We start from the raw sequence: 16,359 nt of genomic DNA, 5'->3' as shown, positions 1-16,359 counted from the left end.
CGGTCGCCCACTCGCCTCTACCGCCCAGCCTCCGCATCGCGACGACCGCGCGACTACGTTGTGGCCCCTGGCCCCACCTGCGGAGGTTCTTCCATGCAAGCTCGCCATTGCCGTCGAGCGCACTCGAGCACCGCCCACGCGACGCGACTCCTGTTTGCGATCGCACTGCTCGTGAGTGCGACGCTCTTTCCCGCGAGCCTCTTCGCGGCGGGTACGGGTGCGTGGAGCCCTGCCAGCGACTGGTCGCCATCGCCGAGCAACTATCACGCGGTTCATCTCGCGTTGCTGAGAGGTGACGGCAATCCCGACCACAGCCGCGTCTTTTGGTGGTTGAACGAAGATGGCAACGGGTTCCATGCGGGCCTGCGCGCGTGGACTCCGGGCAGTGAAGGGTGCGGGGCATTTCCGACCACGTTCGTGGATCGCCCGGTCACGCAGCCGAGCGGCATGAACCCGTTCTGCGCCGGCCTCGCGCAGCTTCCTTACCCCGACAGCGGGCTGCTGGTGATCGGCGGGACGGACGCGGATATCGGCGACTACGGCGACTACCGCACGCGACGATTTCGTCCTGCGGGTGGCACCACCAACGGCGGTACGTGGTCCAATACCGGCGACATGCTGGACTGGAGGTGGTACCCCTCGTCAAGCACTACGAAGGACGGGAGGGTGCTCACGGTGGGCGGCCTGAGACCTCGGCACAGTCGCTACTTTGGCGGGAGAGTCAACGGAGCGATCCCGAGCGCTGCGGTCGGCGAAAAGCTGCGCCGCTTCCTGCCGGCGCGAGACGGCAAGTGGGAGCCGGATCTCTATCCGGTCGATGACCCAAACCCCTCCGCGCCTCCCCCCGGGCGGCCCGGCTGGCGGGAAGGGCATACGTTCATCGAGAGCGACCAGTCAGCGAACGGGTTCGAGTGGCAAGTGTTGTTCGGCGGTCGCGACGCGGGTGGACAGGTGAAGAACGACACCTGGTTCCTGACCCGCAGGGAGAACGTGTTCTCCTCCGACTACCTCTACGAGTGGCAGTGGGTCGACGCGACCAGCCCTCCCCTCGCGCGCAGCGAGCACACGATGATTGTGGCGGGTGTGCCCGGCAAGAGTCCCGGCGACAAGCTCGTCATGTACGGCGGGAGGTTGCAGAATGGCGCCCTCGACGATGGAGTCTATCGCCTCTATTGGGAAGCGTCCGAAACCAAGTTCAAGTGGGCACCGATGACGATCTCCGGCACCGGCCCTTCGGATCGCTGCGGGCACACGGCGATCTACGACGAGAAGGTGGTCGGCAGCGAAACCCGCAAGCGCATGATCGTGTTCGGTGGCACCTCGGCGATCGGCACCGACCCGATCGACCAGAAGGTGTGGGAATTGCGGTTCGACGATGCGCAGCCCAACAACGCGACCTGGTACTCGATGACGGTGGAAGATCTCCAGCCCGGAGTCGTGGACCCGGCACCTCGCTACTGGCACAGCATGCCGCAGGACTATCGAGAGGGCGAAGCGCCGGTAGCCGAACTCCACGAGGCGTATATGTACGGCGGGGTGCTCGCGGGCACCAACGCGTATTCGGACTCGCTGTGGAGGCTGAACATTCTGGACGACGGGAACGTGAGCTGGGAGTTGATCACGGTGACGGACGTGGGCGGGGCACGCCCCGGGCCGCGCGCGCGACACTCGGCGACCTTCGACGGCATCCAGGGCTCGGGCTACGGCCGGATCCTCATCAACGGTGGCCAGAACGCCGGCGGCTACATCCCCGACGGGAAGACGTGGAAGGTCGACGTGGGGTCGGGGGCAAGAAAGTGGGAGGTGTGGGGAGATGCCGGCGTTGCGCTCACCGGGCACACCTCGGTGCTCGATTTCGACGGTACGTTCGCGCGGCGCGCCGAGGTATTCGATCCCGTGTCTCAAACCTGGTCCAATTGGGCCAACGCCCCGCTCGGCTTGACCAACCTTTACCCCCTGGTGTTTTCGATTCCGGGGGCGACGCAGCCCGCGGGTCGCATGTTCGTGGTGGGCAGGAATGGACCCAGCTACCGGCTCGACTTTCCCAAAGGGGGCGCTCCGGGCTCGGCCTGGCAGGCGCTGCCCAATGCAAACAACACTCACGCTCCCGAGACGGCTGTGATGCACCGGCCCGGCAAGATCATGGTGTCCGGGGGAACGTCGGGCCCAACGGTGGTCGGCACGACCAAGACCCTGGACGCCACGAACCTCAACAATGAGTGGGTGGCCTCCCAGGACATGGTGCCGAGAACTCATCACAACACGGTCCTCCTGCCGAACGGCAAGGTGCTGGCGTTGGGAGGAGAGACTTTCGTCGCAGGCGTGGAGACTCCCGAACTGCGCCCGCAGATGTGGGACCCCGACGGCAATGGTGGCGTGGGTACGTGGACGGCCCCCGGTGATCTCACGGTGGAGCCGCTGCGGCGCGGCTATCACTCGACCGCGATTCTGCTCCCTGACGGTCGCGTGCTCACGGCGGGCGGTGAGTACGGGGGCGTCCCCCCCAATGGCGATGGCAACCGCGACAAGTACAAGGCCGAGGTCTACTGCCCGCCCTACCTGTTTAACGCCGATGGCACGACCCTCGCTGCCCGCCCGGCGTTTCAAACCCCCACCGGAGCGCCCCGCCTGGTTCAGTGGCGGCAGGTGTTCACGATTTGCACCCCGAATGCTTCCAACATACAGAAAGTCGCGATGATGCGGCCGGGAGGCACCACGCACGCGTTCGACGAGAACCAGCGCTACGTTCCGTTGTCTTCCGTCCCGGCCACCAATCCGTCGCGCCTGCTGGTGACTGCGCCGGCAAGCCCGGACTCGGCGCCACCCGGCGACTACTTGTTGTTCCTCGTCGGCATGGGGTCCAGCAACCCCGAGGTTCCATCGGTCGCCGAGTGGATTCGACTGGGGGACACCAAGGGCGACGATCGCTGCGATGTGACGGCGGGAGCGACGCTCACCAATGTCACGGTCGAGGTGGTCACGCCGAGTGCGATCTTCGCAAATTGGACCGCCACTGCCGACGACGGAACGAATGGGGATTCGGGTCCGGCGCTCGAGTTCCACTTGCGCCGCTCATCCGTGGCCATCAACTCCGAAGGCACTTGGACCCCCTCCATCGAGTCAACGGATGAGACCTCTCCGGGTCCCATCGGCACGGATGGCCAGGGTTCGTTCTTGTTCCTTCAGTCGTGCACTTGGTACCACCTTGCCGTGCGGTCAGATGACGACCACCGAAACCTTTCCGGTTTTCACGGCGAAGTGAAGGTGAAAACCATGTGCGGTGGCGCCGGCGGCGGTTCGCTCGTGGCATCAGCTCCCGAAGTCGCCGCGCCGATCGGTGCGGAACCCGGCGGCGTCCTCACGCTCGCCACCACGCGCACGGCCGGCGGGGGCTGGCGGGTGGAGATCGCGCGCGCACCGAGCCAGTCCATGAGCGCCGAAGACGCCGGCAAGATCGCGATCCAGACGCTGACGGAGAACCACTGGGTCACGGTGCGGCGTCATGCGCTGGCCGCGACGAACGATGAGTTTGCCCTGTGCCGGCTGCTCGATGGCGGACGCACGGTGGTGCCGGTCGGTCACGAAATCGCGCGGGTCGCTCCATCGCTTCAGTCGGCGGGCGAAGCCTTCACCCTGACGCATGCAACTCACTCGGCCGCGGGCGACATTACGGGCGAGGTGCTGAACGAGGCGCCAGTGCTCGCCCTGGCCGAGGATCAAACCCTCACGCTGGACTACGCAACCAGCGCTTCGCCGTCGGGCGACGAGGAGCCATGGTTCGCGGTGGCAATCAAGACGGCGGCGGCTGGAAACACCGCGCTGAACAACCCGCCGGGTAGTCGGCTGCAGTTACCGGTCGTGCCCGATCGGGTCGCGCTTCAGCCCAGCCGCCCCAATCCTGCGAGCGGGCCCACTGCCATCGAGTTCACGCTGCCGCGGGCGATGAACGCGCGACTGGAGGTGCTCGACGTGCAGGGCCGCCAGATTCGCACGCTGGTCGATTCGCACCTCGACGCGGGTGCGCATTCCATGGTCTGGGATCGCACGAATCGTGCGGGCCGGCGCGTCCCGACCGGTGTTTACCTCTGCCGGCTCATCGCGGGCGGAACGCGCCACCAGCGTGCGGTGGTGGTCATCGAGTGAGCGGACTTAGGCGGGGCCGCGAGGCCCCGCCTACCGCACCGGCATCTGGAACTTGAACTCCGGATTGATCTGCCGGATCTCGCCCACGAGCCGCACCAGGTTCGCTTCGTTCTCCTGCGACGGCTCGGACTTCCAGGTGGTGTAGAGCTCGAGCAGCTCGTCCTGCTTGACCCGCAGCATCTCCTGCTGCGACGCCTCGTCCACCGAGCGTTCGAGGTGGTAGACCTCGCCTTGCGACAGGCGCTTCATCAGGTCCAGGTACTCGCCGCGCATGTGCGACAGGATGCGCAGGTACTTGTCGAAGCCGACCGAGAGCTTCTCCAGCACTTCGGTGACGCCCTGGTTCTTGCGATGGACCTGCTGTGCGTACGAAAACGCGAAGTGGTAGTAGGTCTTGCCGCGCCCGATGAACGCCTCTTCGCTGGGCGCCGCGCCGCGCGCGCTGCCGGTCACGCCGGCCGGGTTGTCGAAGATCCCGATCGAAACCAGCAGGAAGTCGGCGTTGGTCTTGTAGATCATGTATTTGAGCCGCGCGTCCGTCGAGGTCGAGAGGCGCCGGAATACGTCCGTGTCGTACTTGGACAGGAAGCGCTTGGACTGCTCGACGTACTCGGGATTGATGAACGAATGGAGCAGGTGGGCGAGGTAGACGTTGACGTCCTCGTCGTAGAACTCCTGATTCGAAACCAGCCCGGTCTCCATGCGGGAGTAGAGCAGGCAGTTGATCATGAAGTGATACGTCGGCTGGAGCTCACGACTCTGGCTCTTGAGATCGACGTAGTTGCGGGGATTCATGCCGCAGTGGAGTCGCATCGTTCGTGCCATCCGGGTGGGTGGCGCTGCGCGAGTGCCAAGCCGCTGGCCCAAAGGCGACAAGCAACTGCGACACGCGCGGCAACTGACCGGAAACCCGCATCCAGTCTCGGCAGACGACTCAATCGATGGGGACTTTGCCCCGAATGAACGTCGCCCCGAGTGTCGCGCCGCGGCCACCGGCATTGCATGACGAACCGCAACGGCAATGCAATTCCAGAAACCGGTTGAATCGACTGCCGTCGGCCTGCGACCCTTCGAACCTCAAGCCGTTCGGCACGAGCGCGATAGGGACTTCGTGCGCGGCCCGCTCCCCCGTGCAGTCTGCGATTGCTCGAAGGGGACGCGCCGTCGCCGACGTTGCGGAGTCGCGCCGCCGCCGCGTCGCGCTCGATCGGGCGACGAATCCCGCCACAAGCCTTTGGAGGGCATGGGATTTGCGCTTTGGTTCAGTCATCGATCAGCTTCCGCCTCCCGCGCAGCACACCTCCGAGACCTCCATGCCCGACTCCGTGCCGATTCGGAATCGCTCCGAAGCGTCGTCCGCCGCCGTGGCGGGCAGCGGCCTGCGGCTGCGGCTGTGGCTCGGGTGCCTGGGCGGCACGCTCCTCACCGCGACCGGCGTGTGGCTGATGCTCGGCTCCCGCCCGCTTCCGCAGGGCCCGCTCGACCTGCCGCCTCTGGTGGCGGGGCTCGCGCTGGTCGCCGGCGTCGGCCTGGTCACCGGTACCCTGTTCGCTGCGTGGCTCGAGCGGGCAATCGTCGGTCAGCTCCGCGGACTTCAGCAGGGCATCGAGCGCGGGGACTTCGCAAGTCTGCGTGGACTTCCGGCGTCGGCCGGCTGGGGCGAACTGTCGTCGCTGAGTCTCGCGGTGCAGGGCATGCTCGAACGTGAGCGGCGCTCATTCGCCGTGACGCAGGAACTCGTCGCCACCCATGGCGAAATCGAGGCGCTGCACGCGGCCGTCACGCGCTGGAACGAGACCGAACGCTGGGCGCCGCTGCAGACCGGCGGCGGACCGCTGGCCGGCCTTACCCAGGCGATCCAGCTCGGCATCCGCCGGCTCGACTCGATGCGCGATCAGAACGTCGGCGCGGTGCGCGAGATCCGTGGTGCGCTCGACGATGCGCGCCATGCGGCGCGCGACGGCTCTTCGCAAGCGGAGCGGGCATTCGTCGAGGCGACTTCGCTGCTCACCACGATTCGCGAGCTGCAGAGGCTCGAGGCCGAGCTGACGCGAGCGCTCGAGCTGCGCGACGAAGCTCCGGCGCCGCAGCGCCCCGACGGCGGGCTCGCGATGCGTGAGGTGTTCGAGACGCTGGTCGAGGGCTCCGAGCGCAGCGTGCAGCATCTGTCCGAAGCCGTTTCGCGCGTGCGCGGCGTGAGCGACCAGGTGCGCCTGGTGGCGAACCGATCGACGCTGATCGCGCTCAATACCGCGGTCGCGGGTACCACCGGCAGTCCGGTGACCGCCTCGATGACGGGCGAGATGAAGCAACTCGCGCTCGACGTCCAGGCAGCGAGCGATCGCACCGCCGAGCTGATCGCGACGATCGAACGCGAAACCGCCGCAGCGGTCGAACGCATGCGCGAGGTGCGCGAGCGAGTGGCCGCGCGGCTCGAAAGCCTCTCGCTCGAGGCTCCCGTCACGCGCCCGATCGGCTTCGACGATTCGAGCCGCCTGCTCGACCGCGTGCGCGAGATGATCTCGGACGCCGGCACCAAGGGCGAGCGACTGTCGGCCGCAAGCGAGCGAGTCTCGACCGCGGCGGATCGCCTGGTGCGCGACGTCGAACGCGAGGAAGACGCCCTGGCCCAGCTCGAAGACCGACTCGCACCTCTCACGTTGACGTCCGCCGTTCCGGGGCCGGACCCCTCGCCGGCCTCGGACGCGGACGCCAACGACTCGGATCCACCCGCCACACGCGGCACCGCGCTGCGACTGCTCGACGCGGAAGCGCCGGGCGACTCGCCGGATCCCGCCACTCCATCCCACCACGACCGAATCGGAGAAGGACTTTGAGCGGCATCGAACCGGAACGCCGGAATCCTTCCCCTCCCAATCCCACGGCTTCCACGCTGCCGGGAATCGGAGCCGACCAGGCGTTGCTCGGCCTGCTGCTGCTCGCCGGCCCAACGGCGCGACCGCTCGAACGAGTGCGCATCTCGCCGCTGGTCGCGGGGGCGATGCGAGCCGCGATCGACGTGCTGATCGGCGAGCTCGAGACGCGCGCGACGCTGCGCTCGCTGGCGGACGATGGCGTGCTCGATCTGCGAATCGAGCCGGTCGATCCGCGCGGCATCGTAGTAGCGGGCGGAGTGATCGAAACCGTCGAGGGCAGTCTCGCGCCGGTCGCCGGCTCGTTGCGGCAGTGGTCGCTGCGGGTCCCGGTGCTCGCGGCGCCCGAGAGCTTCCTGATGTTCGAGTGTGGCGGCGTTTCGCTGGCGATCGCGTGGCACGCGGTTCAGCGCGTTCGCATGGTGCGCGCGGGTGAGCTGCGCGCGTTTGCGGATCACGAAGGCTGCGGAGTGGTGGAGCCGTTCGGCGCGCTCGACCTGGAGCCCGGTGCCGAGCATCCGGCGATCCTGATCGGACTGGGTCTGCGTCGCGCCTACCTGGCCGCCGAGCGATTGATCTGGCGCATGCCGGCGCAGCCCGACCCCGACATGCCCACGCCGCCGCGAGCCGAGCTGGGCCCTGCGCTGCTGACCGAAGAGGGTGCGCGCCACTGGCTGCTCGATCCGGTCGCGTTGCTTCGAGACGTTTCACTTCCCGAGATCGCGGGTGCGTGGCGGCCGATGGAGTCCGCGGACGAGCGCGTCACGTCCCGCATCTCGGAAACTTTCACCCCGGGCGAGCCACTCGTTGAACAGCCTGCCGAGCTGCTCGTGGAGCCGACGCCGGAGCCGGTTGTCGAGGCTCCGCCCGAGCCGAGCGCTCCGCCCGTGCTGCGCCTGCTCGAGCTGACCGCGGGCGATGTCGAACCGCTGCCGGCCAGTGAGGAATCTCTTCCCCTTGTCGAGATTCCGCTCGAAGTCGAGCCGGCGGCGCCGCCGGTCATGCCGGTCGTGCGCCCCCTTGCGCTGGTGGCCGAGGACTCGATCACCGCTCGCATCTTTCTGACGCGCCTGCTCGATCAGCTGGGCCTCGAAGTCCACGCGGTTTCGTCCCGGCGCGAGCTGCGACGTGTGATCGACGATCGTCGGTGGGCGGCGGTGTTCGTCGACATCGAACTGCCTGATGCCTCGGGACGCGAGGTCTTCGAAGGCGTCGGCGCCGGTGGTCGCGTCGGTGACGCTCCGGTGATCGCGCTGGTGCGCGATTCCGACGACCTGGTCGAAGCCCGTTCGGCAGGGGTGGTGCACGCCCTGCGCAAGCCATTCGAACGCGAGCATGTCGAACACCTCCTGATCACGCTCGGCTTCGTGCGAGCGGAGTCCTGAACCTCGGAGGTCGGCAATGCCCGTGACTCCGAACTCGCAGTGGCGTGACGCCTCGCGCCGGCCGGTGGTGCTGGTGATCGACGACGATCGCCGCGTCATCGACCTGCTGCAGATCGCGCTCGACACGCACGGGTTCAAGGTCATCTCGGCCTGCGACGGCGACGAAGGAATCCTGGTGGCGCAGCGCGAGCGCCCCGACCTGGTGGTGCTCGACGTGCGACTGCCCAAACGCAGCGGCCTCGAAGTGTGCGAAGCGCTGAGACGCGACCCCGAGGACCCGCAGCTCCCGATTCTCATGGTCTCGGCGCTGGCCGACGTGGATGCGCGCGTGCAGGGCCTGGCGCGCGGCGCCGACGACTACCTGGTCAAGCCATTCTCGCCGCGTGAGCTGGTCGCGCGACTGCAACGCCTGCTGGCGCGCGCCGATGAAGCTCGCGCCACACGGCGTCTAGGCCGCGAGGCCGAATTCGAGCTGAGGCGCGTGAGAGACGACGCCAAGCGCGGGCAGGTCGAGCTGCAGCGGGCACGCCGCACGCACGAGGGCACCCAGCGCATGCTGGAGCGCCTCGGTGCGAGCCGCGATCCCGAGCAGCTCGCGAAGGATTATTTGGCGCAGATCGACGCCGAGTTCGGGCTGGCGTCGAGTGCCATCGTCACGGTCGCCGCGGACGGTGTCGCGACGGTGCTGGCCGCGCGCGGTGTGCCCGCCACGGTGGCGCTCGAGCCGTTGTTCGATCGCGGCGGCGAACTGGGACCGCTGGTGCGGGGGCTCGGCCGCTTCGTGCGCGTCGACGAGTTCGCGCGCCACCCGGAACTGCGCACCGAAGCCGGTGTGCTCTCGACGCTCGGACTGGTGCGGGTCGCGCCGCTTCAAGCTCCGGGCTCGATCGGCTTCCTGTTGATCGGCGACCCCGAACGCGGGCCCGAGCTGTCGCGCGACGCGCTCGAACTGCTGACCGCCTGGAACGAAGCTTTCGCGGAACGGCTGGGACTCGCCGGCTCGGTGCTGGCGCAGACCGAGTCGTGGCTCGAGGTGGCGGGCGCATGGGCCGCGCGCGATCGCGACGGCACCGCCGATCTGCTGCGCGTCGAGGCTGCGGGCCGCGCGCGCGAGGCGTGCGATGCACTCTCGGTCACACCGCTCGACACCTGGTGCGTGGTGCGCGCGGTGCGCCTGGGCGCACTCGCCGATCCGACGGCACTGCTGGCGACGCTGCATTCGGCCGGCGAGAGTGCGGCGACCGCGCGGATCCTGAGGCTCATCGCACTGGTCGAACAGGCGCGCGAGGACTGGGTACCGGCCGAGCCGTGGAGCCCGCTCGCGCCGCTCGCGATCGTGCGCGCCGCGTGGGGGTGGGCGGAGCACTGCGAGCGCGAGGTGGGCCGTGATGCCGCATCCGCGGAACCGGGCGGCGATCGGGCCGCTGCGACCGTGATCGCGGCGATCGAATCGGTGCTCGCCGCGCGCGGGCTCGACCCCGAAACGCGTGAGGCGATCCGCGGTGCCTTCGCACCCGGCGGATCGCCCCGTCGCATTCCGGCCTGAACTACTTGGGCTGGCGCAGGCCCCCGAAGTCGACCTTCGGAAGCGCCTTCGCTTCTTCGGGCACCTCGTAGTAGGTCGCATCCTTGAAATTGAACATGCCCGCGAACAGGTTGGTCGGGAAGCGCTTCACCAGCACGTTGAACTTCTGCACTTCCTCGTTGTAACGCATGCGCGAGGTCGCGAGTCGGTTCTCGGTTCCGGCGAGTTCGTCCATGAGCTGGGCGAACTGTTCATTGCTGCGAAGCTGCGGGTAGTTCTCGACCACCACCAGCAGGCGTGAGAGCGCGGTGTCCATCGCGCGTCCGGCCTCGATGGTCTGCTGCGGGGACTGAGCGCCACCCAACCGCGCGCGCGCGTCGGCGATCGCGCCGAACACTTCCTGCTCCTGCGTCGCCACGCCCTTCACGGACTCGACCAGGTTGCCGATCAGGTCATTGCGGCGCTGCAGCTGGTTCTCGACTTCGGCGAACTTGCCCTTCACCGCCTGGTCGGCGCCGACGAGATTGTTGTAGTTGCCGACCACGCATCCGCCGATGCCGATCAATGCAATGGCGAGCACCACGATCGCGATGAGTCCACCACGCTTCATGGAATGCGCTCCTTTCGATCAGTGGCCGCGCGTCAGGCGCGGCTCACGGGGGTGTGATTCCGAATGTCCGGCCGCGCAGCATGCCCGCGCAGTCGGGTGAAGCTCAAACCAGGCGTCCGGCAGGCCGGGAGCGGCCGGTCCGGCGGGTGCGGTCACCACGATCCGCCGCCGCCACCTCCGCCGCTGGAACCGCCACCGAAACCACCGAAGCTGCCGCCACCACCGCCCGAACTACCACCGAAGCCGCCACCACTCCAGCCACCGCCCAAACCGCCGAGCCCGCCGGCTCCCCAGCCAGCCATGTCGAGCCACGAAGAGCGACGTCGGCGGCCGCCGGGGCCGCCCGAGTTGATGGAGCGCGACACCACGAACAGGATGAAGAGCACGAGCAGCGCGACGGCCATGCCCTTGGGCAGGCCTTCCTTGCGCTCGCGATACCGCAGCTCCTTGCCGTCCCACTCGAGCGTGACGCCCTTCTCGGCGGCGATGCGCACCGCGCACTGCAGCACGCCGTCGCGGATGCCGCTCTCGAAGTCGCCGTTGCGAAAGCTCGGCGCCATGTACTGCCGGAAGATGCGCGACTGGAGACCGTCGGGCAGCGTGCCCTCGAGCCCGTAGCCGGTCTCGAAGCGCACTTCGCGCTCGTCGAGGGCCACCAGCATGAGCAGGCCGTCGTCGCGTTCCTTGTCGCCGATGCCCCATTTCTCGAACACCTTGACCTTGTACTCGGTGGGCGAGACGGGTGCGGTGTTCTTGAGCGTCAGCACCGCGAACTGCGCGCCGGTCTTGGTGTGCACCTGGTCGAGGAACGCCTCGAGCTTGGCGCGCATGGGCTCGCTGACGACCCCCGCCACGTCGTTCATGTAGCCGACGTAGTCCGGAATCGGCGGCTCGGTCGACTGACCGAGCGCGGGCAGCGCAATGCAGAGCGCAATCGTGAGCAGCGCGGCGCAGGCGGCTCCCACCCGGCGCGCGCGGAGGCGCGTGCCGGTCATCCGACTTGGAGCGTGTCGATCGCGTTCACCAGTCGATCGATCTCGACGAGGAAGCGCCGGTAGACTTCCAGCAGCTCGGCGTCGGCGTATTCGCGATCGGAGAAGCGCAGCTGATAGGCACCGATCAGGCCGCGCGCGTCGAGCTGGTAGAGATCGGCGACGCGCTGCACCACTTCGGGCGTCTGCGCCGGCGGCGTCTCTTCGCGCAGCCGGATCAGGGTGCGGAACAAGGTGGCGAAGCTGCTTGCCACACCCGACAGCGTGGCCGCCAGCGCCTTGGGGCGCCCACGGTCCGCCAGGTAGCTGTGTCGCAGGCGCATGAGCTTGACGCGCAGCTCGTGCTCGCACTGCAGGCGCAAGTTGAGGATCGGGACTTCGATGCCCCGGATCACGTCCTGGCCCTCGATCAGCAGGTGCGCCTCGGCGATTTCCACCCACTCGATCGAGAACGCGTCGAGCGAACGGCGCATCTGAAGCTCGGACATGAACAACGACTCGATGCGCGGCGTCGCCTTGGAGTCGCGCGGCATCGCGTCGTGCACGCGATCGAGCAGCGTCAGATCGAGGCTGCGCGCGATCAGCAGCAGATTGACGCCCGAGCGCTTGGGGTCGAAGCCGGTGTGCAGCGCACTGCCGGTCAGGTAGCAGGCGAGGAACTCGTCGCCGAGCGAAGTGCGCACCGGGGCGAGCCACTGGCGCACGGCATCCACGATGGCGGGGCTGGGTTCGATTCGAGAACGGGTGTCGGTGGTCATGGCCTCGGGACGCTAGGGCCGCTTTGACGAGGGGTCAAGGACCGCGCGCCCGCATGCGGTTGCGCGTATCCGCCGGCTCCTCGCTCGAACCTCCGGCGCCGCTCATTACGGGCCGGCGCCTCGCGTGTTGCAGCGCGCCGCGGCGCTTGACCCGCCGCGATGCGGTGCCTAGCTTGTGCGTGAAACTCGCCTATATAGAGGGGGAAGCGTGCACGAGGTGCTGGTGATCGGCGGCGGCCCCGCGGGCCTGACCGCCGCGATGTTCTGCCGCATGCGCAAGATGTCGGTGCTGGTGCTGGACGCGGGGCGGCTCGGCGGGCAGCTGGTGTCGCTCTACGGCGACAAGCCGGTGCACGACTGGCCGGGCTACGCGCACATCATCGCCGGCGACCTGGCGCAGCACCTGATCGACCACGCGCGGGAGATCGGCGTCGAGATGACGGGGAACCGCAAGGTGCTCGACATGAAGCCGCTCGAGGGCGGCGGGTTCGAACTCGCCACCCACGATCCGACCACCAGTACCGATCACGCCTACTCGGCGCAGACCGTGATCGTGGCGATCGGCGGCGGCGCGTTCGAGCCACGCAAGCTGAAAGTGGCGGGCGAAGAGACGCTCGACGAGAGTGCCCTCACCTATCGCCTCGTCGACAAGGCGAGGGTCCCTGGCAAGCGCGTGGTGGTGATCGGAGGCGGCGACTCGGGGCTCGAGAGTGCTCAGACCGCGCACCAGGCGGGCGCCAAAGTGACGCTGGTGCAGGCGCTCGATCGCTTCACCGGCATGGAGACGAACATCGACCAGGTGAACCAGATGGAGATCCCGCGTCACTTCAACAGCCGCGTCAAAGCGCTCGAAGTCGAGGACGGCGTGCTGCGCGCAGTGATCATTCAGACCAAGGGCGCTCCCGAACCCGTAGGGCTCGAATGCGATTACCTGGTCGTCAACATCGGCGCCGCCGTCAACCTGGACGCGATCAAGCGCTGGGGCATCGCGACCGAGGGCAATCAGATCACCGTGAACCCGCACATGCACACCTCGCTCGAGGGCGTGTTCGCGTGCGGCGACATCGCGACCTTCGACGGCAAGTACAAGCTGCTACTCACCGCCTCGGGCGAGGGGTGCGTCGCGGCTCAATCCGCCTACGTGTACGTCCGCAAGCCGCAGCGCGTCACCATGGGCGAACTCTATACCTAGGGGCAACGTGAATCCCGTCATCAACGACTTCAGCATCCAGGTCGCGACCGTCAATGGCTCCGGCAGCCAGACGGCGAACTCGGTGCTGCTCCGCGCGATCTTTCAGATGGGGATCCCGGTCAGCGGCAAGAACCTGTTTCCGTCGAACATTGCCGGCCTTCCCACCTGGTTCACGATCCGCGTGAGTCGCGACGGCTACGTCGCGCGCCGCCGCACCAACGAAGTGCTGGTCGTGATGAATCCCGAGACCGCGCACGAAGACGTGGCCGCGATGGGGCCCGGTGCCGCGATCGTGGTGAACGAGCAGATCAAGATCCCCGAGGTGCCCGAGGACCGCTGCATCTATCGCGTGCCGATGGCCAAGCTCATGGAGCCGATCACGACCGACGTGAAGTTGCGGCGCCTGGTCGTGAACATGATCTACGTCGGCGTGCTCGCGGAGCTGATCGGCATCAGCGAGGCCGAGATTGAACGTGCGCTCGACGCGCAGCTCGGCAAGAAGCCCAAGGCGCTGGCCTTGAACCACCAGGCCGTGCGCGCCGGTTGGGAGTGGGCGCGCGCGCATCTGCAGAAGCGCGATCCCTATCGCCTCGAGCCCATGAAGGCGAACGAAGGCAAGATCCTGATCGACGGCAACACCGCGGGTGCGCTCGGCGCATTGTTCGGCGGTGTCACCGTGGTGACCTGGTATCCGATCACGCCGTCGTCGAGCTTGGTCGAAGCGTTGATCGGCTATCTCGAACGCTATCGCCGCGACCCCGACACCGGTCGCGCGACGTTCGGCGTGGTGCAGGCCGAGGACGAGATCGCCGCGATCGGCATGGTGCTCGGTGCCAGTTGGGCGGGTGCCCGCGCGATGACCTCCACTTCGGGCCCGGGCATCTCGCTCATGGCCGAGTTCGCGGGCTACGGCTACTACGCCGAGATTCCCGCCGTCATCTGGGACATCCAGCGCGTCGGGCCGAGCACCGGCCTGCCGACCCGCACCGCGCAAGCCGACTTGAGCTTCGTCTACGGGCTCTCGCACGGCGACACGCGCTTCCCCATTCTGCTGCCGGGCTCGGTGCGCGAGTGCTATGAGTTCGGCACCGCGGCGTTCGACGTGGCCGAGCGTCTGCAGACGCCCACGTTCGTGCTCTCCGATCTCGACCTCGGCATGAACAACTGGATGAGCGATCCGTTCGTGTATCCCGACAAGCCGTGGGATCGCGGCAAGGTGCTCGGCGACGACGAACTCGCGAAGCTCGCAAAGTTCGAGCGCTATCGCGACGTCGATGGCGATGGCATTCCGTACCGCACCGTGCCCGGCACACGCGACCCCAAGGGCACCTTCTTCACGCGCGGCTCGGGTCACGACGAAGCCGCTCGCTACACCGAGAGCCCCGAGGTGTACGCGCGCAACCTGGAGCGGCTGTCGAAGAAGTTCGAGACCGCGCGCATGGTGGTGCCGGCGCCGATCATCGAGAGCGAGAGCGGCTCGAAGGTCGGCATGATCGCCTACGGATCGACGCACTGGGCAGTCGTCGAGACGCGCGATCAGCTTGCCGCGCGGGGAATTCAGACCAGCTACCTGCGCGTGCGCGCGTTGCCCTTCCACCCGGATGTCGCCGCGTTCCTCGAGCGGCATGAGCGGGTGTACGTGCTCGAGCAGAATCGCGACGGGCAGATGGCAGATCTCTTGAGGCTCGAGCGGCCGGACCTCGCCGCGCGCATTCGCAGCGTGCGCTTCTTCACCGGCATGCCGGTGGATGCGCAATCGCTCACCGAGCAGGTGCTCGAACTGGAAGGCATCACGAGCCGCGCAACCGAAGGAGCCAGCGTATGACCGTGGTTGATTCGAACGCTCCGCAGGGCGCCGGCCGCAATCGTGTGGGACTCACCAAGGCCGACTACGACGGATCGAAGACCACGCTGTGCCCCGGCTGCGGGCACAACGCGATCACCGGCGGCATCATCCAGGCCGCGTTCGAGGCGAACCTCGAACCGTGGAAGGTGGCGAAGCTCTCGGGCATCGGTTGCTCGAGCAAGACGCCCGCGTACTTCCTGGGCCAGACGCACGGATTCAACGCCGTGCACGGCCGCATGCCGAGCATCGCCACCGGAACCTTCGTGGCCAATCGCGAGCTGCTGCTGATCGGCGTCTCGGGCGACGGCGATACCGCGAGCATCGGTCTGGGGCAGTTCTGCCACCTCGTACGCCGCAACGTGCCGGTGGTCTACATCATCGAGAACAACGGCGTGTACGGGCTCACGAAGGGTCAGTTCTCGGCGACCGCTGACATCGGCAGCACCATGAAGGGCGGCAAGCCCAACGATCTGATGCCGATCGATTGCTGCGCGATCGCGCTGGAACTCGGCTGCGGCTTCGTGGCGCGTTCGTTCTCGGGCGATCAGAAGCAGCTCCGCGCATTGCTCAAGGCCGCGTTCGCGCATCACGGCACCGCCGTGATCGACGTGATCAGCCCGTGCGTGACGTTCGCCGACCACGAAGGCTCGACCAAGTCGTACGCGTTCGTGAAGGAGCACGACTCGCCGCTCCACAGCATCGACTTCGTGCCGTTCTACGAAGACATCCACGTGGACTACGAGCCCGGCACCACGCGCGAAGTGAAGATGCCCGACGGCTCGCACATCGTGCTGCAGAAGCTCGGCGACGACTTCGACCCCACCGATCGCACCGCCGCGATGAACGTGCTGCAGCAGGCGAAGCGCGATCAGCGGCTCGTGACGGGGCTGCTGCACGTGGAGCCCGCGTTGCGCGCGTATGACGATGAACTCGGGCTCGTGCCGACGGCGCTCGCGAAGCTGCCGCTCGATGTGGTGCGCCCGCCCAAGCGCGTGCTCGAGGAAGTGATGGAGCAGCTGCGGACTGGGAAGGGGC

The 16,359-nt window shown here is 67.7% G+C and carries 10 protein-coding genes and 1 pseudogene; 8 read left to right on the top strand and 3 right to left on the bottom strand.

The genetic code is table 11. From position 1 onward, the window contains the following. Positions 1-93 precede the first annotated feature (93 nt). Positions 94-4,143 (top strand): DUF1929 domain-containing protein, encoded by a 4,050-nt coding sequence (locus HOP12_11720; protein NOT34823.1) that lies wholly within the window; start codon positions 94-96, stop codon positions 4,141-4,143. A 30-nt stretch (positions 4,144-4,173) separates the two neighbouring features. Here HOP12_11720 and HOP12_11715 read toward each other — a convergent pair whose 3' ends face one another. Next, complete coding sequence (locus HOP12_11715) at positions 4,174-4,956, bottom strand: hypothetical protein (GenBank protein NOT34822.1); 783 nt, start codon at positions 4,954-4,956, stop codon at positions 4,174-4,176. 500 nt (positions 4,957-5,456) lie between these two features. On the opposite strand from HOP12_11715, the gene HOP12_11710 reads away from it, so the two are divergent. The 3 genes from HOP12_11710 to HOP12_11700 are packed head-to-tail and all read left to right on the top strand — an operon-like array spanning position 5,457 to position 9,947. After that, the gene (locus tag HOP12_11710; protein ID NOT34821.1) at positions 5,457-6,980 is read left to right on the top strand and encodes a methyl-accepting chemotaxis protein; all 1,524 of its coding nucleotides are present in this window, start codon (positions 5,457-5,459) and stop codon (positions 6,978-6,980) included. Next, positions 6,977-8,401, top strand: coding sequence for a response regulator (locus tag HOP12_11705; protein NOT34820.1), 1,425 nt, complete (start codon positions 6,977-6,979; stop codon positions 8,399-8,401). The genes HOP12_11710 and HOP12_11705 overlap by 4 nt, the downstream gene beginning before the upstream one ends. Positions 8,402-8,417: 16 nt before the next feature. Further along, positions 8,418-9,947: a response regulator gene (locus HOP12_11700; GenBank protein ID NOT34819.1), complete on the top strand. Its 1,530-nt coding sequence runs from the start codon at positions 8,418-8,420 to the stop codon at positions 9,945-9,947. Between the two features lies 1 nt (position 9,948). Here HOP12_11700 and HOP12_11695 read toward each other — a convergent pair whose 3' ends face one another. Continuing rightward, entirely contained in the window at positions 9,949-10,536 is a 588-nt protein-coding gene (locus tag HOP12_11695) for a LemA family protein (protein NOT34818.1), read from the bottom strand. A gap of 162 nt (positions 10,537-10,698) precedes the next feature. Here HOP12_11695 and HOP12_11690 point away from each other — a divergent pair. Then, positions 10,699-10,788: pseudogene (locus HOP12_11690) on the top strand (LysM domain-containing protein). 739 nt (positions 10,789-11,527) lie between these two features. Here HOP12_11690 and HOP12_11685 read toward each other — a convergent pair. Then, on the bottom strand, positions 11,528-12,286 hold the full coding sequence (locus HOP12_11685; GenBank protein NOT34817.1) for a hypothetical protein: 759 nt from the start codon (positions 12,284-12,286) through the stop codon (positions 11,528-11,530). 208 nt (positions 12,287-12,494) lie between these two features. Between HOP12_11685 and HOP12_11680 the strand changes: the two genes are divergently transcribed. From HOP12_11680 to HOP12_11670, 3 genes are all read left to right on the top strand, one after another. After that, complete coding sequence (locus tag HOP12_11680; protein NOT34816.1) at positions 12,495-13,478, top strand: NAD(P)/FAD-dependent oxidoreductase; 984 nt, start codon at positions 12,495-12,497, stop codon at positions 13,476-13,478. After that, positions 13,471-15,303, top strand: coding sequence for a 2-oxoacid:acceptor oxidoreductase subunit alpha (locus HOP12_11675; protein NOT34815.1), 1,833 nt, complete (start codon positions 13,471-13,473; stop codon positions 15,301-15,303). Before HOP12_11680 ends, HOP12_11675 begins: the two co-directional genes overlap by 8 nt. Beyond that, positions 15,300-16,359, top strand: a 1,060-nt coding sequence (locus HOP12_11670) for a 2-oxoacid:ferredoxin oxidoreductase subunit beta (GenBank protein ID NOT34814.1), incomplete at its 3' end; no start/stop codon positions are given. The genes HOP12_11675 and HOP12_11670, both read left to right, overlap by 4 nt.

Source organism: Candidatus Eisenbacteria bacterium (assembly GCA_013140805.1).
Lineage (GTDB): Bacteria > Eisenbacteria > RBG-16-71-46 > RBG-16-71-46 > RBG-16-71-46 > JABFRW01.
The sequence above is the reverse complement of the archived record's forward strand: the minus strand, read 5'-3'. Positions and strand labels throughout refer to the sequence as shown.

What these genes read in the sequence shown, in the direction of transcription:
- HOP12_11720 (NOT34823.1), top strand. Translation starts at nt 94, where the DNA reads ATGCAAGCTCGCCATTGCCGTCGAGCGCACTCGAGCACCGCCCACGCG.
- HOP12_11715 (NOT34822.1), bottom strand. Translation starts at nt 4,956, where the DNA reads ATGCGACTCCACTGCGGCATGAATCCCCGCAACTACGTCGATCTCAAG.
- HOP12_11710 (NOT34821.1), top strand. Translation starts at nt 5,457, where the DNA reads ATGCCCGACTCCGTGCCGATTCGGAATCGCTCCGAAGCGTCGTCCGCC.
- HOP12_11700 (NOT34819.1), top strand. Translation starts at nt 8,418, where the DNA reads ATGCCCGTGACTCCGAACTCGCAGTGGCGTGACGCCTCGCGCCGGCCG.
- HOP12_11695 (NOT34818.1), bottom strand. Translation starts at nt 10,536, where the DNA reads ATGAAGCGTGGTGGACTCATCGCGATCGTGGTGCTCGCCATTGCATTG.
- HOP12_11685 (NOT34817.1), bottom strand. Translation starts at nt 12,286, where the DNA reads ATGACCACCGACACCCGTTCTCGAATCGAACCCAGCCCCGCCATCGTG.